Here is a 19695-nt window from a genome sequence, read left to right as displayed (position 1 = left end):
GTCCTGTTACGCCGCCGAGCCTGGCGCATCGCCTGATCGGGCCAGATGATAGCGATGACCTGGCTCTGCCCACAGGAACCCGTTCGAGAACGGAACGCCGGGATAGGCTGCGGCAAGACGGCGGTTGCCGCCCTCGACATCGTCACGACCGTCAAGCACGTCGCAAAAGATCTTCGCGATCTCGACCATGTCGCAATCCTGCGGCGACAGGCGCAGCGCGCGGACGCCGCTCTCGCGGAGCAGGCCGGCCTCACTCAGCAGATTGGCGCAGGTGTGAGACAGGGTCTGCACGCCATTGATGGTCAGGAAATCCTGATGCTCCAGCGTGCTCAAGAGCAGACCGTCCGGATCCTTCTCGCAGACGAAGCGACAATTGTCCTTCGCGAGCTTGTGGAGGCGCGCATGATAGCAGCGGGCAGAGATGGCGAGCGGCACCCGGCCGAACGCGAACACCTCGGTTGTAACATCAGGAACGGCCTGCGCGATCGCCGCGATCGAAGCCAGCGGCAATTCCGGCGGCAGGCAGATGCGTTTCGCTCCATGCGCGGTGTGAAAGGCCGCGCTCGCCTCGTTGTAGATGTTGACGAAGGGCCCGATGGCGTGCGGCCGGCCTGCGAGCGCCCTGAGGCAGGTCAGATCATTCACCTCGACCAGCAGGCCCTCAGCCGCAGCGAGCTCTTCGGTCTGGCGGCGTTCACGCCGCAGCGAGACCAGGATGAGCGAGCCCAGCAGTACCTGTTTGCCCGCGCCCTGCAGCCGCTCCACCACGGAGGGGATGTGGTCGGCGAAGAACGGCGAGCGTTTCGAGCAGACGATCTCGCCGACGGAGACGACGTCGACCGGCGCCTCGTCGGCGATGCGGAAATAGAAGTCGCGCCAGCGTTCCGGCGCCCAATTGTACAGAACTGGACCGAGGCTGAGTTGCATCGCTTGAGCTCACATATTCGAAAGGATCAACGCCAGGTCTTGCGATAGGCGCCGAGCGTGGAGGCCTGGCCCTCGGTGAACGGCTTCAGGCTCGCAATGTCCGTCTCACTCCCGGTCTCGAGCGCCGCGAGCGCATGACGGAAATGGCGTACCACGCTTTCGACATAGGCCCGGCCGCGCTGGCGGCCCTCGATCTTGAGCGCGGTCACGCCGGCATCGCGCATGCCCTTGAGCAGGGTCGTGGCGTCCAGGCTGACGGGATCCTCGAAAATATAGCCGGCGCCCTGTGCGGTCGAGAAGCGGCCCTTGCACAGCGTCGGATAGCCGGCGGGCTCGCGCATGCCGAACCGATTGATGGTGAAGCCGCCGAGGCTGGACTTGGTCCCCTCCGCGGTCTGCTCATAGGTCACGTGGCTCGGCGGCGAGCAGACGCCCTGCATGTTCGGCGACTTTCCGGTGGCATAGGACGACAGCGAGCAGCGCCCCTCGGCCATCACGCAGAGGCCGCCGAACACGAACACCTCGGTCTCGCAGGCGGACTCGCGGGTGATCTCGGCGATCTCAGGCACGCTGAGCACGCGCGGCAGCACGACGCGCTTGGCGCCGAAGGTTTCGGCGTAGAAGGCGATGGCATCGGGATTTGCGGCCGCGGCCTGAACCGAAACATGCAGACGCTGGTTCGGATGGCGCCGCGCGGTGTAGTCCATCAAGCCGATGTCGGCGAGGATCAGCGCATCGGCGCCGGCACTCACCGCGTCGTCCACGGCGCGATGCCAGATGTCCACGGCGGAGGCGCGCGGGAACGTGTTGATGGCCACCAGGACCTTGGCGCCGCGGGCGTGCGCCAGCGCGATCCCCTTGCGCAGCTCGTCGCGGCTGAAGTTCAGCCCGGGAAAATTACGCGCGTTGGTCTCGTCGTTGAAGCCGCAATAGATCGCATCGGCGCCGGCATCAATGGCGCTCTTCAACGCGGCCGGCGTGCCGGCAGGACAGATCAACTCCATCATCTCGATTGCTCGCCTTGCCCCGGTGAACCGATCACGCGGCCACGGGCGGCCTCGAAGGCGCGCCGCGCCGGCGCGCCCAGCGGGCCAAACAACGAGGACAGCTCAGTGACGAGATCGAGCTGGGTGTCGTCGATCGTATTGCGCAGCGCCAGCACCGCCTCGACATCGCCCTCGACGAGGAGCTCGCGCGAGAACATCAGGGCATCGCCATCGACCCTGCCTTCGAGCAGAGCCAGGAGATTGGCGAGCGAGGCAAAGATCCGCGCGTCCAGGTCTTTCGGCAGGTTGCGCACGACGGACAAGCGCGGCGACCTCGCCTCGACCACGAAGGCAAAGGGCAGATCGATCGGCTTGATCCCAAACCGCGCGCGCGCGTGCTCGCCCAGCCGATCGAACATTGCAGGGTTGCGCCGGTGGATCCGTTGCAGGACGCCGCCGAGAACGAGCTGCAACGGCAGCAGAGGCAGCGGACGCATGGCAATTGCGACGAGCGGCGGAATCGTCGGCAATTGGCCGGGCGATGGGGCGGACGGATCATTCATGGGCCTCACATCTGGACGGATTGCACGCCGCTGTATTTGAGCGGGAACAATGAAGACCGAAAACAGGCCGGCTAGCTGTGATTTTTTGGGAGCTTGCTCGATTGCAACGTGATGTGCCGCGCTTTCGCGACTTGTCCAACTTTCTCCGCTTCATCGAAAGCCGGGGGCAGTTGCAACGCATTCGCGAGAAGATCTCCGTCGTCCACGAGATCACGGAAATCCACCGGCGTGTGCTCGGCGCGCACGGACCGGCATTATTGTTCGAGCAGCCCGTCAAGGCCGACGGCAGCCCATCGAAAATGCCTCTCCTCACCAATCTGTTCGGAACGGTCGAGCGGATCGCATGGGGTATGGGAATCTCGCCCGACCGTCTCGAAGAGCTCGGCGCGCTGATGGCCGAGCTCCGCGCGCCGCGACCGCCGAACAGCATCAGGGATGTCTTCGACAAGCTTCCGCTCGCCCGCGCCGCGCTGGCGACGCGTCCGCGCACGCGCGCGGCGGCGCCGGTCCAGGACTGCGTCACGATGGGGCCCGACATCGATCTCGCGCGCTTGCCGGTCCAGGTCTGCTGGCCCGGCGAGCCGGCGCCGCTGATCACCTGGCCTCTCGTGATCACCGTGCCGCCCGAATCCGCGACGGCCGACCAGGAGGAAAATGTCGGCGTCTACCGCATGCAGGTGCTCGGTCGCGACCGCGCCATCATCCGCTGGCTCGCGCATCGCGGCAGCGCCAGGCATCACCAGCAATGGAAGGCGACCGGGCGCGACATGCCGGTCGCGATCGTCATCGGAGCCGATCCCGCGACGATCCTTGCTGCGGTGCTGCCGCTACCGGAGACGATGTCCGAGCTGCGCTTCGCCGGAATCCTGCGCGGCGAACGACCCGACCTCGCGCCATGCCTCACCGTCCCGCTCGCGATCCCGGCCGAGGCCGAAATCGTCATCGAAGGCTTCGTCTCCGCGACCGAGACCGCGCCCGAGGGACCGTATGGCGATCACACCGGGTACTACAATTCCGTCGAGGCATTCCCCGTGATGCGCGTGACCGCGATCACCACCCGTCGGCAGCCCGTCTACCTCTCGACCTTCACGGGCCGACCGCCGGACGAGCCGTCGCGGATCGGCGAGGCGCTCAATCGCCTGTTCGTACCGCTGATCCGACAGCAATTCCCCGAGGTGACCGACTGCTGGCTGCCGCCGGAGGCCTGCTCATACCGCATCGCCGTCGCGGCGATCAGGAAGCGCTATCCCGGCCAGGCGCGGCGGCTGATGCTCGGCCTGTGGTCGATGCTGCCGCAGTTCAGCTACACGAAACTGCTGATCGTGGTCGACGACGACATCGACATCCGCGACTGGCGCGCCGTGATGTGGGCCGTCTCCACGCGTAGCGATTCCTCGCGCGATCTCGTGACGCTCACCGACACGCCGATCGACTATCTCGACTTCGCGTCGCCGAAATCGGGACTCGGCGGCAAGCTCGGCATCGATGCCACGACCAAGATTCCTCCGGAGACGGATCGGGAATGGGGCGTTCCGCTGGCCATGGATCCTGCCGTGATCGCGCGTGTCGATGCGATCTGGTCCAGCCTCGGCCTGTCCGGCATGCCCGCACGCGTACCGGTCCTCACATGAGCGGGCGGCAGGGCATCGTCGTCGGCATCAGCGGCGCCTCGGGCGCCGCAATCGGCATGCGCATCGTCGAGCTGCTGGCCGACAACCCGCATTACGCGGTGCACCTCGTGGTTTCGCCCGCGGCAGAGCGTACGCTGAGCGCGGAAGTGGGGAGCGATGCGCTCTCGCGGCTGCGCGCGCTCGCCTTCCGCGACCATTCGCATTCTGACATCGGCACCGCGATCGCCAGCGGCTCGTATCCGGTTGCCGGCATGATCGTGGCACCGTGCTCGATCCGCACGCTCTCCGCCATCGCCTGGGGACAGCTCGACAACCTTCTGACGCGCGCGGCCGACGTGCAGCTCAAGGAGCGCCGCCGGCTGGTATTGCTGGTCCGCGAGAGCCCGCTGCATCTCGGCCATTTGCGCAGCATGCTGCAGGCGACCGAGATCGGCGCGATCGTTGCCCCGCCGATGCCGGCCTTCTATCTAAAACCACGGTCGCTGGACGAGGTGATCGACCAGATCGCCGCCCGGGCGATCAATCTGCTCGACCTCGCGAAGCTTCGCGCCCCCGCGAAGATCTGGCCCGGCCCGGGCTCCGACGGCATGTAGCCGGCCCGGCCGCCCCGACCGGTTCAATTCACCTCGGCAAAGCCGAGCGATGACCTGACACCCGGCGAGATCATCAAGGGCTGCCAGGGCGGCTCGAACGTCATGGTGACATCGACCGAGTCCACGCCCGGAACGAGGCACGCGCTGCTCGCGACACCCTCCTTGAGAAAGGACGCGGCGGGACAGCCGCGCGTCGTCGCCGTCATGGTGATGTGCGCGGCGCCATCGTCGACCGACACATCATAGATGAAGCCCAGGTCGACGATGTTGTACCCGAGTTCCGGATCGATCACGACCTTCAGCGCCTGCTTGATCTGCGCCACGAGATCGTCGTCGTTGGTCGTCATGCGTGCGCCCTCACCCTCAGGTGATAGGCATCCTTCTGCCGCGTGAAGCCGCCGCGCCACTGATGGCCGCGCTTGGTCAGCTCCCGAAACAGGAAGACCGGTTCGCGACTGAGCAAGGCGTGGAGAGTCTGGCCCGGCGCGAGCCGCTCCAGGGCGGCCAGAATGCGCACCATAGGCTCCGGCGGATCGAGATCGCGGTTGTCGAGATGAACCGCGGGCTCCGGCCAGTCGCCGTCGCCCGGCGCGGCGGGGGGCGGTTCAGCCGCCTCGATCGAGCCGTCGTCCGGCATGAAGCGGATCTCCCATTCGCCGCCTTCCAGTTCGGCTTCCCGATGCGCAAAGCCTCTGCTCGCCATGACGTCGAACAGAGGAACCGGCTTGAAGGGAGCATAGAGCCGCAGCCCCTCTCCGGGCTCGAGCCGCTCGAGCGCGGCCATGATGACGGAGAACGGCTCGCCGCCTGCGCGCAGGATCGGCCGCACATCGACGTCGATGAATTCGGTCATGGCAATCTCCTTTCAGTTCCGCGAGACCAGAAGATGAGGCATGACGGCTCCAGCCGGCAGGCGCATCGGCTGCGCAACGTCGGTGAGCCGCCGGGCCCTGATGAACTCCTCGCTCAGGGCGAGCGTCGCAAGCGTCACCACCGCCACGGCGGCGCGGAAGCCGAGCGGCGCATCGAACAGGAGCATCAACGTCGCCGTCCAGCTTCCGGCGAAGAACAAGACAAACCATCTCAACGCGCGGCGCTCGGCAACGAGGTCCTGGACGCGAGGCGTCGCCACCCTGCCCATCACCGGACCATAGGTCTCGAGCCAGGTCAGGAACGGGACGATCTTGTAGAGATTGGCGAGCACGAGGCCTGTGAGCCAACCGAACGCGACGAGAAAGGCGATCGCGCCGACATGGGACGGAGATGATCCGGCCGCAAGAAGCGCGGCGCCAAGGATTGCGGCCGCGACGAGGCTTGCCAGCGAGACGAGGCTCATGCGCGTGTTGAGCTCAAGCGCGCGACGTTTGCGGTTCCTGTACAGGCCGAGCACGTCGCGGCCGTAGGCGCCCAGCGACAGCAGTGCCGCAGCTCCTGCAAGCAGAAGCGCCAAGTTCAGCCCGGTCATGCGCCAGAATGCAAGCACGCCACCGACAAGTCCGATGGCCAGCGCGGCGATTCCCGCAAGCCAGGCAAGCCGCCCGAGCCTCGCATCGCCGTCGGGCGCGAGCATGAACATCGCAAGCAGGCGATAGCTGACGCCCATGGCAGTGAACGTCAGCCATCCGCCAAGCCCCGCAATCGCGTGGATCGGAACGCCTGCGACCAACAGGTCCGGCCATTGCGCACCAACCGCGATGCCGGACAGCACCAGCGAGAATGTGCCGCCGAATGCCGCCGTGACGCAGATGCCGACAAGCCCGCCTGCGACGAAACGCGCGGGCCCCGGCAGCGGGCGGGCCGACCAGAGCGTCATGCCGAGATTGGCAACGACCGACGCGAAACCGGCAATCAGTAGGCCAGCTCCGAGGGGAAGCAGCCAGGGCGGCCCGTTGAAGTGCCCGCCCAGCGCCAGAAAGCCTGCGAGCAGGACCGTCAGCCCCAGCGTCAGCAGCGCGAGAGCCGGCAGCGTCCAGCGCTCCGCATAGAGCGGCCTTGCGACCAGCACCGGCACGAATTGGAACAGCGCGCCACACAGGACGGTGCTCAACCAGCCGATGCTGACCATGTGAACGACGACGAGCGTATCCGGGCCGCCGATGTCGTGGTTCGGAAAACCGAATCCGATGACGATCAGCGCTTCTGCAAGCAGCAGCCATGCGATCGCGACCGCGAAGTAACTGATGGCCCATCGACAGAGGCTGGTTCCGATCACGGTGCGCTTCCTATAGCTGCACACGAAATTCCGTGCCAGCGCACCAAAACGGTAGAGGTTGCAGTCGCAATGACGTTGTCGAGGCGCAAACTCCACCACCATTCGCGACAAGGGGCGGAATCACCTCATCGCCCTGCCGAGCTACGCCTCGGCTATGGCGGCGAACCCGTCGCCACGGCTTTCGAAGGAGGCGTCCGGAAGCTTCGACTAACCAATGATCCTTCGGCTGACACTCTTGCTTCGGTGCCGTCTGCGCCAATGGTCAAGTCGCGTTGGGATAGATCTGCTCGCGGTGAACTTCCCGGCCGCTCTCGTCGATGACCACGATCCGGAGGTCCGGATGGCCTTTCGGCTTCTCTCTGCGTACCCTGTCGGCCAAGTTCTTGCTGTGCGCAATGGCCGCCCCATCACTCACTAGCTCCAGTCCTGACCTGTCCCGGAGGGGCACGCCGTCCTTGAAGTCGAAATAGTAAGTCGGCATCGGCTCATTCCCGCGCTACCACGCGACTCGGTTGAAGTCATCATTCCCGGAAAGGGCCGCCAAGGCCCATGGATTGGGGCGCAACTGCGCGTCGCCTTACGCAAGCAGCATGCTAGCGGGCCCGGCCCGATCAAGGCTTGATCGGGATCAAGTCCCGATCTGCCATTACGTTCTTGCGCCGCGGGTCGCGTGTCGGACGTTCGTCCCGGTATGGGGCGAGGATAGCCGGCAGTGGCGGGGTCAAGAATCCCGCATCATGCACAACCCCGGCACTCTGCCAGTTCGATTCCAGAATGCGGCGAAGCCACTGCCGCGGTCACCTCCTGCACCGTATTGGACTCGGCGCGCGGCGGCAAATCGGTACCGAGGACCGCTTGATGGCTGTGTCAGGCCTGCAAACAGCAGGCCGGCAATAGCGCGGCAGTCGGGACATCCGCGAGAAAGCGTGGGGCGGACCGAGCACGTCCCGGGCCACTGCCGCTCGCCAATCGACCGCGGCGCGCGACTACGATCGGCGGTCATCGGTACGCGTGACGCTCATATTGACGGCAGCATCCATGAACAGCGCAGGCCCGGACGCAGCTCACGCCGCGTCCGCCGCTCTGGCCGTCGCGAATTCATTCGGACTTGGCGTCCAACACCTCGCCGAAGGCTTCCCAGGTCGATCCGGTCCACCGCTGCAGCCGCATCTGCGTCCAGATCATGTTTTCGGATTCGCTGGTATTGACCTTGATCCCTGGCAGTACCGTCGGAACGATGAAATCCTTGAAGTTCTTGGCCTGCGCGAGGATGTTCTTGCGAGACAGATCATTGCCGCATTGCTTCAGGATCTGCTCGAGCAGGATGCCCTGCTGATAGCCGGTCAGATAGCTGCCGTTGGTGATGTCGACCCCCGCGAGATACTTGTCGAGGAATGCCCGATAAGCCTGCATGCCCGGATCGTCCTTCCAATTCGGATCCATGACATCCTTGTTGGTCGTCCCGACGATCACGCCGGTCGACTTGTCGAGGCCGGCCGGCGCCAGTGTGCCTCCGACCGAACCGGACGGAAAGTTGATGATCACTGTCGCTTTCCAGCCGATCACAGAAGCCTGCCGGATCGCCTGCGCTGCGAATTTCGGCGTTCCCGCGATTATCAGGGCCTCGGCGCCGGAGCTCTTCAGAGTTGTGATCTGCGAATCGACGGTCGGCTCCGTGACCTCATAGGACGCGCTGACGACCTTCCCGTCGTAGTCCTTGCCTAGAAACGACTTGAACGCATTGACGTAATCTTTGCCGAGATCGTCGTTCTGATAGAGGATCGCGTATTTGGCCTTCGGCAGCGTTTTGGTCAGATACTTCGCGTAGATTTTTCCCTCGGTGGCGTAGCTGACGAGGCCTGTCGTGGTCAGCGGGTAACTCGCGACGTCGGTGAACTTGGACGAGCCGCTGATGATGGCGATGCTGGGCACCCCCTTCGCCCTCAGGTACTTCGCCGTGGCCGAAAGGCCCGGCGTGCCGAGCTGGCCGAACATGAACGCCACTTCGTCGCTCTCGACGAGCTTGCGGACATGCTCTACCGCCTTCGGAGGGCTGTAGGCGTCGTCATAGGCGATGTAGTTGATCTTGCGGCCGTTGATGCCGCCGCGGTCATTTATCGATTGAATGTAGGCAATCAGTCCCTTGCCGACGAGACCGATCGACGATGCCGGGCCGCTGAACGGAAACACTCCACCGATCTTGATCTCGGTCGCGGTAACTCCGGGCTCGTCAGCTGCGAACGCCGGACTGCTCAAAAGCAAAGCCAGAGCCGCAAGACTCTTCCATTTCGCCAACATGCTAGTCCTCCCTGATGCGCGCCCATCCGGGGGCACGGCATTGTGTTTTGTTGCCTTACCCGGCCGCTTGCCCGGCATCGCGCCGCGCGAACTGCGCGCCGCGCTGTCCGACCGTCATTGCCAGCGCGTGGCCGGCCCGCGGCCGTCGCGCTCGGCCGTCATGCGCGGAACCTACAGTTCTTTTATAGAACTAGTCAAGCGCCCGGATGATCATTCGTCGGCCGCGCCCTCCGGCCCAGCAGTCGGTGCGACGTTCGGTCGGATAGTCCTTTCAGGATCCAACGCTGATCCGGGTGAATGCCGCGCCCGACAGGCAAGTCGGATCGCTCAGGTGGGATATTAATTCTATTATTGAACTTGCGTTGATCGCAGTCTGCGGGCAGGCCCATGACCACCGATCGCTTCACAATCGGATGCCTTCCTTGCGAACGAGAGCTCTCACCTTGGACCGCCATCGGATCGGCCGTCCGCATTCGGCATGACCAGCCGTTCCTGCCATAGGCTCGCCAAGCCGATGTCGATGGATGGGGCGACCACGGGCCAACTCGTGGCCGCTCGTAGGTGACGGTCTCGTTGAAAGTAGGCGCCTGAAGGCAACGTGGCGCAGCATCGAGCGCCTGACTTCGCTCGTGCGCCAGCAATGTCGGCTGCTGACCGTGCGGGACTCCGCCTAGCGATCAGGCTTCGTGGATATGATCTCACCCGTCTTCGCGTCGGCGTGGAACTTCATCCTCTGACCATCCTTGATGCCTTCGCCCTCCCAACGACCGTCATCGGCCTCGATTTTGCTGACCAGCGTGAAACCCGACTTGAGAACCTTCTCGATGACTTGCTGGATCGGCATCCAGTCGGCCCCCGGCCGGTCGGCATGCGCGACGTTTAGGGCAACTGCCGCCAGAACGACTGCGAGAACTACAGGTGCACTCTTGTTCATGCGGATCCTCCTTGCAGCGGATGCTGGCAAGTCTTGCAGCATTTGTGGAACCAGAGCACTCCCAAATTCCGCCTAGGGCGCCATGGGACAAATACGGACAGAGCCGGCTGTGACATGGTCCGACGAAACATCGCTCGGCCGGCGGAGCCTCTCAGGGCGCTACCAGTTTCTTGCGGATCGCGTAACGGACCAGTTCAGCGGTCGACGACATTCCCAGCTTGCGCATCGCCGACGCGCGATGGGTTTCGACGGTTTTGACGCTCAACTGCAAAATGGCACTTATGGACCTGTTGGTATGTCCTTCCGCGATCAACTGGACCACGCTCTGCTCGCGCGAGGTGAGCAGCATATCCGACTTGTTCAGCTTGTTGAGCTGGTAGTCGTGGAGCAATTTCTCCAGCAACACGCTGGTGAAATAAGGTCTGCGATCCAGCAGCGCCTCGACGGCGGACAGCAGGTGCTTTCTCGCATCCGATTTGAACAAGAAGCCGCGAACACCCGCCAGAATGGCTTCGGTCAGCAGCTCTTCGTTTTCATGCATCGTCAGAATCAGAACTTCGCTGCGCAAGCGAAGTGACTTCAATCGGCGGCTGACCTCCAGCCCATTCATGAGGGGCATCGAATAGTCGACGATCACGACGTCCGGCGTCGTCTCCAAGGCCAATGCCACGGCCTGCTCGCCGTTCATTGCTTCGCCGACGACGATCCAGTCGGAGCGCGTGTCGATGATCGCGCGGAGCCCTGAACGCACGATTTCATGATCATCCGCAATCAGGATGCGCTTCACGGCGTGGTTCTCTTATCCGACCGCAATCGGCGGAGATGATCGGCAGCAGAACGGTCGAGCGATCATACCGATCGCGGGCCTGAGCATCATCCTGCAAAACCCCGAGATGGCCGGGCGAATGTACTGACGCGGCCGCGGCCATCAAACCCGGCGGGGCATCGTCATGCCTCGACCAGTTGCGCGCGGACCGCGTATCGGACCAGGCCCGCAGTCGAGCTCACGTCCAGCTTGCGCATCGCGGCGGCCCGATGGGCCTCGGTGGTCTTGACGCTGAGGTTGAGGATCGCACTGATGCCCTTGTTGCTGTAGCCTTCGGCAACCAGTTTGACGACCAGTTGCTCGCGCGGAGTGAGCCCCGGATGCCTGTCTGCAGTGCTGCCAGATTGGCCGTTCAGCTCGTTCCGGCACCTCTCGGTGCAGAACCGTTTGTGCGCCAGAAGCGAATCGACGGCCGTCATCAGCAATCTGTTGGCGTCGGATTTCACCAGGAAGGCGCGCGCGCCGGCCTCAAATGCCTGCTGGGCGAGCAGGCCGGAGCTGTGCACCGTGAAAATCAGGACCTCGGTCTGCAGCGGATATTCCCTGATCCGCCGCGCGACCTCCAGTCCGGTCATTCGCGGCATGGAAAAATCGACGATGGCCACGTGAGGCCGGCTCTCGATCGCCGCTGTCAGCGCCTTGCCGCCGTCGCTCGCCTCGGCGACCACTTCCCAATCCGCCCGTTGTTCGAGCACCGCTCGCAAGCCCGACCGTACCGCTTCGTGGTCATCTGCGATGAGAAATCGCTTCATGACGAGCACTCCAATGTCGTTACTCGGCGGCTTGGCCGAAACGAACGCGTTCCGACCTGCTGCCGGTGATCAGTGTTTTTCTTCCCTCAGTGGGTGCCCGCGGGGACCCTCGTGACAGTGGCGTCCTTTCGCCGGTTTCGCCTGTTAGTGACCAACGCATGCGGAAAGACGGCGCACAGAACGGTGCCGGAACGAGGCGTTGCCGGATCGGTGCGGATCTCCAGCGAACCTCCGATCTGCTCCAGTCTTGCTCTCATGGCGGGAATTCCAACGCCGGTCGATATCGGCCGGTTCGCGCGGCCGGCCTGAAGCCCGCGCCCGTTGTCGCTGATGGTCAGCCGAAACTGGCTGCCGGCCCCGTCAATGACGATGCTCACCTCCGTCGCCTTTGCATGGCGGAATACGTTCGTGAGAGCTTCCTGAACGACCCGAAGCAATGAGCGCTGCGTCTCGTAGGGCAATCGATCAACGTCGGCCAGGATCCTGGTCGTGACCCGCAACGACGTGCGCGCCGCGAATCCATCGGCATAATGCTCGATCGTGGCCTTGAGCCCTTCCGTCAGATTCTGCGGGTGCAGCAGGTAGGCGAAGGCGCGGATTTCCCTGAGCGCCTCGTCGATCGACGCGTCGATCTCATCGCAAAGGCGCTCGGCTCCGACCGGATCGTCCATGGTCCGCCGGATCCGCATCAGACCGAGGCTCGCGGCAATCAGATGCTGACACGTCGAGTCGTGCAGATCGGATGCAATGCGTTGTTGAATATCCTCCTGAATAGACAGCAAATTGACACTCGCCTGCGCGGCGTCAGATTCTTCGACGCCGCCTTCGAGAAGTCCGTTGCGCGCGATGCGATGGCTGCCGATCAACCGGACCGCACCACCGGCGGCGCCGTCCATGATCGGAGCGATGGTCGTTTCCATGTTCTGGCGCTGGCCGCCAAACGCAAGGCGATGGCGAATCCTGACCTCGGCTCCTTCTGCGAGACACGCGCGGAGAGCTTCGCCGACGGCTCTGGCGTCGTCTCTGCCGAGGCAGTTGGAGACGTCCATCTCCCGGATGTCTTCCGACGAGACGCCGAGGCAAAGCTCGAACGCCGGATTGATCCCCTCATACACGAAGTGCCCTTCAAACGAAGGGCGTACTGCAAAAAGAAGATCGGATGAGAAGACCCAGTAAAGGCGTTCGCTGGTTTCTTCCGGGCCAAGTCTTTCTTGCGAGCCAAGTCGCAACCACCCTCTGACACTGGTTCCACTCGACTCACAGGCGGGCGAGCTATGCAGCTTCACGGTACGCACCACTATTCACCGGTGACGCCCGACATTGAAGCTCAACATATTGAAGCTCAATACATTGAGGTCGAACATCGAGAGTCTCCTCCCTGCCCCGCCGGCGAGATATCCATCCATGGACCAGGAGACACACGCCCTTGGGGTCGGCAGAGTATACACCGTAAGGTTGCTCACACCACCAGGTAGTGTTGCTGACGGAATAAAATCTCGCACCGGTGAAATGACGTCGGGAGGGATCGAATGGCTGGTTTTTGCCGGATTATCCCGCCGTAATTCAAATAAGCTGCAACAGATACTCAAGCGCAGCAAATCGCCTTCACGATTGCGCCGAGGCGATCGCACCAGTTGAGACGCGATGTGCTAGCGGCTCATAGCGCCGCGCGTATTCGACTTGTTCTTCTTTCCCTTCCTTGCGTTTGGCACAGGCTGTTGCGGCGGCACGATCACCAGCGGATGAGACGGCGCCCGTAACCGTTGGGTGCCGGCGTCGTCCCTGAGTGCATCCGTATCGAGACGCTGGCTCCGGTCCACGGAGTCGCGCGCGTCCGCGGCCGCGGCGGATGCCGCCGTCAAACTGGCTATGACCCCGAATAGCACCCAAGCGCGCCTCAACGTCATCTTGCAGATCTCTCAAAAGGCAAAGTCAAGCCGGGGACCGATCCTGATATCCCTGTAGCGCCGCACCATGACGTTCGATTCTCGCGCCTCATACAGCACACTCGTCGTAAGCGAAATGTTGCTGGCGAAATTATACCTCAGGCCGATGTCCGCGGAGTAGATCTGATCCTGTCGTCCCCTGTTCAAGCCGTCGGTGAACCAGAAGGCTTCGAACAACGGCGTGCTCACGATCGACCATTCCGGATCGAGCTTGACCTCAATGCCGAGCAAGGCATCGAAGCGCCAGCGCCGAGCTTCCGCTAGGTCGGAAAACCGGTAGGTCAGGAGTAATAGCGGTGAGAATGTCACATTGTTCACGCGGAAGTCGCGTGCCACCGAGCCCATCAGATCGTCCGACGTGAAAGCGAGATCGCGGTAGACCCCGTCGAAATCGTATCGGTGCTCGTAGATGGCGGAGAAGCGCCAGCCGTTCCAGTTCTCCGTCAGGCGCGCTCCCATCCGCGCCACTGCGGCATTGCCGTCCTTCTCTCTCGCAAAGGCATCGTATTGTGCGCGTGCGTAGAGCCGATACGACAGGTCATCTGTGAGGTTCCCATCCAGCCTGACGCTCACGTCGGGCTCATAGAAGAAATCCGACCTGCGATTGTCCCGGCTGAACAGGGCATTATCGGTAAAGTTCGACGTGACGGAACCGACGACACTCCAGGACGGAGCGGAGTAGTACGGAACGGGACTGCTCGCCTTCAATTCGGTGAGATCAACGTCGGCAGCCCAAACAGTGCCGGTTCCCAACAACCACAAGACCGGCAAAAAAGCTCTCGACCTGCGCATCGTGTGCCTCGTTGGCTCTTGCGTGCACCAGGAATCGCCTTAGCCTGGGCAACGATTGTGGCGTGTTGATGATATGATTCAAAATCAGAGATTGAATCGACGACCGCCATTTCGTGAATTGCCGAAAGGTTCTCACTCACCGCGTCGCATGGAGCCAATCCTGCGCTTCCACCAATCGCGCAGGTGCAAGAGGGCCAGAGCAGCGCTCCGCCCCGACAGACCGGCCTCACGACCGAGCCCCGTCTTTTTGCATGGCCTAGTAGTCCGCCGCATCCCTGATGATCGGACAGGTCATGCAATGACCGCCTCCCCGTCCGCGCCCGAGCTCCGCACCGACGATCGTGATCACCTCGATCCCTTCCTTGCGCAGCAGGGTGTTGGTGTAGGTATTGCGGTCATAGGCGAACACCACGCCAGGAGACGCGCAAACCAGATTGGCGCCGCTGTCCCACTGTGTTCGCTCGCGCATATAGGCGTTTCCCCCGGTCTCGATCACACGCAACTTCTTCAGACCAAGGGCTTGCGCCACGACATCCACGAACGGCTTTTCATCCCTGCGTAGTTCGATGCCGGCCGAATTGTCGGCTGGCCGGTAGGAAAACGCCGCGATGTTGTCGACGATGTCGGGATACAGCAGAACGCAATCCCTGTCAGCGAACGTGAAGACGGTATCGAGATGCATCGCCGCACGGAGCTTCGGCATCGCCGCCACGATCACGCGCTCCGCTGCCTTCTTCTTGAACAAGGCTGCGGCGACCTGGCTGATCGCCTGCCGCGAGGTGCGCTCGCTCAACCCGATCAGTACGTTGCCCTTACCGATCGGCATCACGTCGCCGCCTTCCAGCGTCGCAAGACCGTGGTCCCGCGTCGGATCACCCCACCAGACATTGACCTTACCGGCGAAATCCGGATGGAACATGTAGATGGCGGTCGCGAGGATCGGCTCTTCGTGCCGCGCCGGCCAGTAGAGCGAGTTCAGCGTGACCCCGCCATAGATCCAGCAGGTCGTGTCCCGCGTATACAACGTGTTGGGAAGCGGCGGCAGCAGATACTCGGTCATGCCGGCGGCTTCGCGCACGAGCCTGAGCATCTCGCCGCCATGAGCGTCGGGGAAGTCGTGGGTGGAAACGCCCCCGATCAGTGTTTCGGCCAGGTCGCGTGGCTTCAAGCCGTCCAGATAGCTCCGCAGTTCGTCGACCAGGCCGAGACCGACCTGATCGGGCACCACCTGGTTATCGAGAATCCACTTCCGCGCCTCAGGGATTGCGACCGTTTCCGTCAGCAGGTCGTGCATCTCGACGACTTCGATACCGCGGTCACGCATCTTCTGGACGAAGTCGAAGTGATCGCGCTTGGCATTCTCGACCCACAGCACGTCATCGAACAGCAGGGTGTCGCAATTGGACGGTGTAAGGCGTTGATGGGCGCGGCCGGGTGAGCAGACCATCACCTTCCGGAGTTGACCGACCTCCGAATGGACCCCGAAGGAAACCGAGCCCGACGCCTGCTTTGCCATGGGAGTTCTCCCGGGAGTTGCCTTGCCTAGATGGTGATGTAGCCGATGGCCAAACCGTGGATTCCGACAGCAGCGCCCACGGCGGCGGCGATGAAGATGACCCACTCGACGGCCGTAAAGACCCTCGCTTTCTGCTCCAGACGCGCCCAGAAGTAGAGTACCGTCCCGGGCGCATAGAGGATCAAGGACAGCAGCAGGAACTTCATTCCGGCGGCGTAGATCAGGAATAGCGTGTAGACGACGGCGATGCCGGCAAAGATCATGTCGCGCGTTCTGTCGCCGTTGTCCTTCCCATAGGTCTCGCCTCGCCTGGCGAGCAGAAGCCCATAGGCTGCGACGAGGAAGAACGGAATCAGCGACATCACGCTCGTCAGATTGAGCATCAACGCGAATGCATCCTGCGACCAATAGGTGCTGATGACGAAGAGCTGAACGATCGCATTGGTGAGCCAAAGCGCCGCGGCCGGCACCTTGTTCGCATTTTCCGTGCCGAACAAGGCCGGCATGTCCCTGGTCCGGCCCGCGGCGGAGAGCACTTCGGCGCAGATCAGCGACCAGGCGAGATAGGCCCCCAGCACCGAAACCAGAAGTCCGACGCTGACGAAGATCGCGCCCCAATGTCCGACGACCGCCTCAAGTACGGTCGCCATCGATGGCTGCCGCATGCCGGCGATCTCGGCGCGGGGAAGCACGGCATAGGGCAGCATGGTCACGAGCACCATCAGGCTCGTCACGATCGCAAATCCCAAAATGGTCGCAGCGCCGACATGCGCGCGTTCCTTGGCGTAGCGCGAATAGACGCTGGCGCCCTCGATGCCGAGAAAGACGAAAACGGTGACGAGCATGGTCGCACGAATCTGCTCGAACAAGCCCTTGTCCGGCATGCCTTCACCGCCCCAGAAATTCGTTTGAAACAGGTCCGCCTTGAACCCGACGATCAGAATGACGATGAAGACGAGGATCGGCACGATCTTCGCGATCGTCACGATCGTGTTGATCGCGGCCGCCTGCTGCACGCCGCGCAGAATCATGAAATGGAACAGCCATATTCCGATCGAAGCGACGACGATCGCGATCACGGTATTCCCGTCCCCGAAGACCGGGAAGAAGGCGCCCAGCGTCGACTTGATCAGCACCCAATAGGAGACGTTGCCGATGCAGCTCCCTATCCAGTATCCGAATGCCGACAGAAAGCCGGGATAGTCGCCGAACCCCTCCTTCGCGTAGGCATAGACGCCGGCATCGAGCTCGGGCTTTCGTTCCGCCAGCGCCTGGAATACTCGCGCGAGGGTGTACATGCCGCCGCCTGCGATGCACCAGGCGAAGATGGCACCGAACGGTCCGGTGGCGATGCCGAAGGTTCTCGGCAGCGAAAAGATGCCCGAGCCGACCATCGAGCCGACCACCATCGCGGTCAACGCGAACAGCGAGAGCTTCTGGATTGACGACGTCTCAGCCATGTGAAGACCTCGCGACACGAGCTTGCGTTGCATCCCGGCCGATCGACTTGTCCACCGGTTGCACCATGCGCCTTGCGCCGGGGCTGGAATATCGGGTGATTACCTAGCCGAGGATCGGGATTCTCCTCGCCAATGAAGGAGCGCTCCCGATGAAGACGCATTACGCAGCCGTTGGGGAGCCGTTTTCTCTTCGCGCCAGGCACTGCCGTTCAGTATGTCGATGCCTGTGGCCGTGGGAGGCGGGAGCTCAAGCATCGGTTGGGAATGGATCGGATCCGCTGTCCCTCCATGGAGATGATCAGGAACATTCATCCCACAACTCCCGGGGTTTTCTCCGATGCCGCGCCGGGGAGCCTGCAGCTAATCTTTCGGTGTGTCCCGCCGGGCCTCCCAGGCTTGGCCGGCGGAGCTCGACCCAGCAGGAGGCTTGCATGTCCGATCTCGTAGCGATCGTGTATCCATCCGAGGCGAAGGCCGAAGAAGTGCGTCAACGGCTGCTCAGGCTGCAGAAGGAATATCTGATCACACTCAGCGACGCCGTGATCGCCGTGAAAACCGATTCCGGCGGCATCAAGCTCAATCAACTCGTCAACACGACGGCGGTGGGCGCGATGACCGGAAGTTTCTGGGGTCTCCTGATCGGCGTGATCTTCCTCAATCCGATCCTCGGTGTCGCGGTCGGCGCGGCATCCGGCGCGCTCGGCGGCGCCCTGTCCGATTTCGGCATCGACGACGCCTTCATGAAGGAATTGTCTGCTTCGCTTCACACCGGCAACGCCGCCTTGTTCGTCCTGATCAAGAACATGACGGCGGACAAGGTGCTGAAGGAGATCAAGGACGCCGGGGGGACTGTGCTGAAAACGTCGCTGGATGACACCAAGGAACAGGCCTTGCGCGACGCGCTCGCGAGCGCGGCTGAACGGCCGGCGGCCTGAACGGCGCCTTCGGCCTGCTCAGCGCCGACCACCGGCGAGGCGCAGCAGCATCATGAACAGGTTGATGAAATTGAGGTAGAGCGACAATGCCGAAATCACGGACTTGCGGCCAGCCGACGTTTCATCATCCCTGCCGTCGTACATCGCCTTGATCCGCTGCGTGTCGTAGGCCGTGAGTCCGGCAAACACACCGACGCCAACGACCGAGATCAGCCAGTCCAGCCCGGAAGATTGCAGGAAGAAGTTGACCAGGCTGGTGATGATGACGCCGATCAGGCCCATGAACAAGAAGGTGCCGAGACCGGACAGGTCGCGTCGTGTGGTGTAGCCGAATACGCTGAGCGCTCCGAAGGTTGCTGCCGCGATGAAGAAGACGCGCGTGATCGACGCATTGGTGTAGATGTGAAACAGCGTCGAGAGCGACACGCCGACCAGGGCGGCATAGATGAAGAACAGAAGCCGTGCCGTTGATACCGACAGCGTATCGATGCGCGAACCGATGAAGAAGACCAGCGCCAACGGCGCCAGGATGAAGACCCACATCAGCGGACTCTGCAGCAAGGCGGGACCGGTGAGCTGATAGGTCAGCCATGCGACGACGGCGGTCAGGCCGACGCCGGCGGCCATGTAATTGTAGATGCGCATCATGTAGTCACGCAGTCCGGCATCCACCGCGATTGTGCCACCACCGCCCGCACGCGCGGCCGTCAGGTTCTGATCGTAATTCGGCATCGCTCGTCTCCTCTCAGCGCTTACTGACAGGGCCTATGCTATTCCCCGCGATCAGAGGACGGCATCGGACAATCACCCGAATGCCGGCGGGGAAACCACTCTGTTTGCCCTGCAATTTACTGGCGATCCGCAGCGACCGTCCCGCCCATTACAATGCGGAAATCTGGAACCGCCGCTCACCTGTCCTCCTTTTGGAGGGGGAGCCTTACGCGTTTGTCACTAGGAGATGGTCGCCGCGCGGACTAATCCGCTGACATGCGCTTCTATTTTCACATCGTCGACAGATACGGTCTCACTCCCGATGGGATCGGCTGCGAATATTCCGATCAGGATGCGGCAGTTCTGCACGCCCAACGCATTGCGGCCGAGCTCGCGAAGGCCGGTGAATTCTGCCGTGCCGGCGTCGTGCTTTTGGCGGCCGCTCCCGGGCCATCATCGGATCCCAACGAAGGCACGACCGCCCCACTGCTACGGCCTGCAGGCGGCGCAGAACCGACTGGCCATTTCCTGCCCCTGCTTCCTACAGAGAATCCCTGATGTGCCAGCGGGAAAGCCGCCTCTAAGGTCTTCGCCGGGATCGAGCGGCATCGGT

General features: G+C 62.9%; 20 protein-coding genes. 4 read left to right on the top strand and 16 right to left on the bottom strand.

Annotated elements, in window-relative coordinates:
* Positions 1 to 6: 6 nt before the first annotated feature.
* Genes RX330_RS08570 through RX330_RS08560 form a run of 3 tightly spaced genes read right to left on the bottom strand, consistent with a single transcriptional unit; the run spans position 7 to position 2476 of the window.
* Entirely contained in the window at positions 7 to 927 is a 921-nt protein-coding gene (locus RX330_RS08570; protein ID WP_317242718.1) for a U32 family peptidase, read from the bottom strand.
* Between the two features lie 26 nt (positions 928 to 953).
* The gene (locus RX330_RS08565) at positions 954 to 1931 is read right to left on the bottom strand and encodes a peptidase U32 family protein (RefSeq protein ID WP_317243861.1); all 978 of its coding nucleotides are present in this window, start codon (positions 1929 to 1931) and stop codon (positions 954 to 956) included.
* A complete protein-coding gene (locus RX330_RS08560) occupies positions 1931 to 2476 on the bottom strand; it encodes an SCP2 domain-containing protein (RefSeq protein ID WP_317242717.1) in 546 nt (181 codons plus the stop codon). The genes RX330_RS08565 and RX330_RS08560 overlap by 1 nt, the downstream gene beginning before the upstream one ends.
* A gap of 131 nt (positions 2477 to 2607) precedes the next feature.
* Here RX330_RS08560 and RX330_RS08555 point away from each other — a divergent pair, with 131 nt between their 5' ends.
* Together RX330_RS08555 and RX330_RS08550 are read left to right on the top strand one after the other, a co-directional pair.
* The gene (locus tag RX330_RS08555; protein WP_317242716.1) at positions 2608 to 4107 is read left to right on the top strand and encodes a UbiD family decarboxylase; all 1500 of its coding nucleotides are present in this window, start codon (positions 2608 to 2610) and stop codon (positions 4105 to 4107) included.
* Positions 4104 to 4700, top strand: a complete 597-nt coding sequence (locus tag RX330_RS08550) for a UbiX family flavin prenyltransferase (RefSeq protein WP_317242715.1) — start codon at positions 4104 to 4106, stop codon at positions 4698 to 4700. The genes RX330_RS08555 and RX330_RS08550 overlap by 4 nt, the downstream gene beginning before the upstream one ends.
* A 23-nt stretch (positions 4701 to 4723) precedes the next feature.
* Here the strand turns inward: RX330_RS08550 and RX330_RS08545 are convergent, their stop codons facing one another.
* The 12 genes from RX330_RS08545 to RX330_RS08490 form a co-directional block, all read right to left on the bottom strand.
* Entirely contained in the window at positions 4724 to 5047 is a 324-nt protein-coding gene (locus RX330_RS08545) for a metal-sulfur cluster assembly factor (RefSeq protein WP_317242714.1), read from the bottom strand.
* Positions 5044 to 5553, bottom strand: coding sequence for a DUF2249 domain-containing protein (locus RX330_RS08540; RefSeq protein WP_317242713.1), 510 nt, complete (start codon positions 5551 to 5553; stop codon positions 5044 to 5046). The genes RX330_RS08545 and RX330_RS08540 overlap by 4 nt, the downstream gene beginning before the upstream one ends.
* Before the next feature lie 12 nt (positions 5554 to 5565).
* Positions 5566 to 6912 (bottom strand): hypothetical protein, encoded by a 1347-nt coding sequence (locus RX330_RS08535; protein ID WP_317242712.1) that lies wholly within the window; start codon positions 6910 to 6912, stop codon positions 5566 to 5568.
* 262 nt (positions 6913 to 7174) lie between these two features.
* On the bottom strand, positions 7175 to 7393 hold the full coding sequence (locus RX330_RS08530; protein WP_212091966.1) for a DUF6894 family protein: 219 nt from the start codon (positions 7391 to 7393) through the stop codon (positions 7175 to 7177).
* A 617-nt stretch (positions 7394 to 8010) separates the two neighbouring features.
* Positions 8011 to 9210 carry an ABC transporter substrate-binding protein gene (locus RX330_RS08525; protein ID WP_317242711.1) on the bottom strand — a complete coding sequence of 400 codons (1200 nt, stop codon included), beginning with the start codon at positions 9208 to 9210 and terminating at the stop codon, positions 8011 to 8013.
* A 670-nt stretch (positions 9211 to 9880) separates the two neighbouring features.
* A complete protein-coding gene (locus RX330_RS08520; protein WP_317242710.1) occupies positions 9881 to 10144 on the bottom strand; it encodes a PepSY domain-containing protein in 264 nt (87 codons plus the stop codon).
* A 151-nt stretch (positions 10145 to 10295) separates the two neighbouring features.
* Positions 10296 to 10931: a response regulator gene (locus tag RX330_RS08515; RefSeq protein WP_212091960.1), complete on the bottom strand. Its 636-nt coding sequence runs from the start codon at positions 10929 to 10931 to the stop codon at positions 10296 to 10298.
* A 161-nt stretch (positions 10932 to 11092) separates the two neighbouring features.
* Complete coding sequence (locus tag RX330_RS08510; RefSeq protein ID WP_317243860.1) at positions 11093 to 11722, bottom strand: response regulator transcription factor; 630 nt, start codon at positions 11720 to 11722, stop codon at positions 11093 to 11095.
* 86 nt (positions 11723 to 11808) lie between these two features.
* The gene (locus RX330_RS08505; RefSeq protein ID WP_317242709.1) at positions 11809 to 12951 is read right to left on the bottom strand and encodes an ATP-binding protein; all 1143 of its coding nucleotides are present in this window, start codon (positions 12949 to 12951) and stop codon (positions 11809 to 11811) included.
* 690 nt (positions 12952 to 13641) lie between these two features.
* Positions 13642 to 14460: an outer membrane beta-barrel protein gene (locus tag RX330_RS08500; protein ID WP_212091956.1), complete on the bottom strand. Its 819-nt coding sequence runs from the start codon at positions 14458 to 14460 to the stop codon at positions 13642 to 13644.
* A gap of 256 nt (positions 14461 to 14716) precedes the next feature.
* Positions 14717 to 15976 carry an arginine deiminase gene (arcA, locus tag RX330_RS08495; protein WP_317242708.1) on the bottom strand — a complete coding sequence of 420 codons (1260 nt, stop codon included), beginning with the start codon at positions 15974 to 15976 and terminating at the stop codon, positions 14717 to 14719.
* Between the two features lie 26 nt (positions 15977 to 16002).
* The gene (locus RX330_RS08490) at positions 16003 to 17436 is read right to left on the bottom strand and encodes a basic amino acid/polyamine antiporter (RefSeq protein ID WP_317242707.1); all 1434 of its coding nucleotides are present in this window, start codon (positions 17434 to 17436) and stop codon (positions 16003 to 16005) included.
* A 431-nt stretch (positions 17437 to 17867) separates the two neighbouring features.
* On the opposite strand from RX330_RS08490, the gene RX330_RS08485 reads away from it, so the two are divergent.
* Positions 17868 to 18371: a DUF1269 domain-containing protein gene (locus RX330_RS08485; protein ID WP_212091950.1), complete on the top strand. Its 504-nt coding sequence runs from the start codon at positions 17868 to 17870 to the stop codon at positions 18369 to 18371.
* Between the two features lie 18 nt (positions 18372 to 18389).
* Here the strand turns inward: RX330_RS08485 and RX330_RS08480 are convergent, their stop codons facing one another.
* Positions 18390 to 19103: a Bax inhibitor-1/YccA family protein gene (locus tag RX330_RS08480; protein WP_317242706.1), complete on the bottom strand. Its 714-nt coding sequence runs from the start codon at positions 19101 to 19103 to the stop codon at positions 18390 to 18392.
* A 255-nt stretch (positions 19104 to 19358) separates the two neighbouring features.
* Between RX330_RS08480 and RX330_RS08475 the strand changes: the two genes are divergently transcribed.
* Positions 19359 to 19640 carry a DUF6894 family protein gene (locus RX330_RS08475; RefSeq protein WP_212092141.1) on the top strand — a complete coding sequence of 94 codons (282 nt, stop codon included), beginning with the start codon at positions 19359 to 19361 and terminating at the stop codon, positions 19638 to 19640.
* The last annotated feature ends 55 nt before the right edge of the window (positions 19641 to 19695 follow it).

This window comes from Bradyrhizobium sp. NDS-1, from assembly GCF_032918005.1.
Lineage (GTDB): Bacteria > Pseudomonadota > Alphaproteobacteria > Rhizobiales > Xanthobacteraceae > Bradyrhizobium > Bradyrhizobium tunisiense.
The sequence above is the reverse complement of the archived record's forward strand: the minus strand, read 5'-3'. Positions and strand labels throughout refer to the sequence as shown.

Bases quoted from the DNA above. Each gene is read 5' to 3' on its own strand.
- RX330_RS08570 (WP_317242718.1), bottom strand. From the start codon at position 927: ATGCAACTCAGCCTCGGTCCAGTTCTGTACAATTGGGCGCCGGAACGC.
- RX330_RS08565 (WP_317243861.1), bottom strand. From the start codon at position 1,931: ATGGAGTTGATCTGTCCTGCCGGCACGCCGGCCGCGTTGAAGAGCGCC.
- RX330_RS08560 (WP_317242717.1), bottom strand. From the start codon at position 2,476: ATGAATGATCCGTCCGCCCCATCGCCCGGCCAATTGCCGACGATTCCG.
- RX330_RS08550 (WP_317242715.1), top strand. From the start codon at position 4,104: ATGAGCGGGCGGCAGGGCATCGTCGTCGGCATCAGCGGCGCCTCGGGC.
- RX330_RS08545 (WP_317242714.1), bottom strand. From the start codon at position 5,047: ATGACGACCAACGACGACGATCTCGTGGCGCAGATCAAGCAGGCGCTG.
- RX330_RS08540 (WP_317242713.1), bottom strand. From the start codon at position 5,553: ATGACCGAATTCATCGACGTCGATGTGCGGCCGATCCTGCGCGCAGGC.
- RX330_RS08530 (WP_212091966.1), bottom strand. From the start codon at position 7,393: ATGCCGACTTACTATTTCGACTTCAAGGACGGCGTGCCCCTCCGGGAC.
- RX330_RS08525 (WP_317242711.1), bottom strand. From the start codon at position 9,210: ATGTTGGCGAAATGGAAGAGTCTTGCGGCTCTGGCTTTGCTTTTGAGC.
- RX330_RS08520 (WP_317242710.1), bottom strand. From the start codon at position 10,144: ATGAACAAGAGTGCACCTGTAGTTCTCGCAGTCGTTCTGGCGGCAGTT.
- RX330_RS08510 (WP_317243860.1), bottom strand. From the start codon at position 11,722: ATGAAGCGATTTCTCATCGCAGATGACCACGAAGCGGTACGGTCGGGC.
- RX330_RS08500 (WP_212091956.1), bottom strand. From the start codon at position 14,460: ATGCGCAGGTCGAGAGCTTTTTTGCCGGTCTTGTGGTTGTTGGGAACC.
- arcA (WP_317242708.1), bottom strand. From the start codon at position 15,976: ATGGCAAAGCAGGCGTCGGGCTCGGTTTCCTTCGGGGTCCATTCGGAG.
- RX330_RS08490 (WP_317242707.1), bottom strand. From the start codon at position 17,436: ATGGCTGAGACGTCGTCAATCCAGAAGCTCTCGCTGTTCGCGTTGACC.
- RX330_RS08485 (WP_212091950.1), top strand. From the start codon at position 17,868: ATGTCCGATCTCGTAGCGATCGTGTATCCATCCGAGGCGAAGGCCGAA.
- RX330_RS08480 (WP_317242706.1), bottom strand. From the start codon at position 19,103: ATGCCGAATTACGATCAGAACCTGACGGCCGCGCGTGCGGGCGGTGGT.
- RX330_RS08475 (WP_212092141.1), top strand. From the start codon at position 19,359: ATGCGCTTCTATTTTCACATCGTCGACAGATACGGTCTCACTCCCGAT.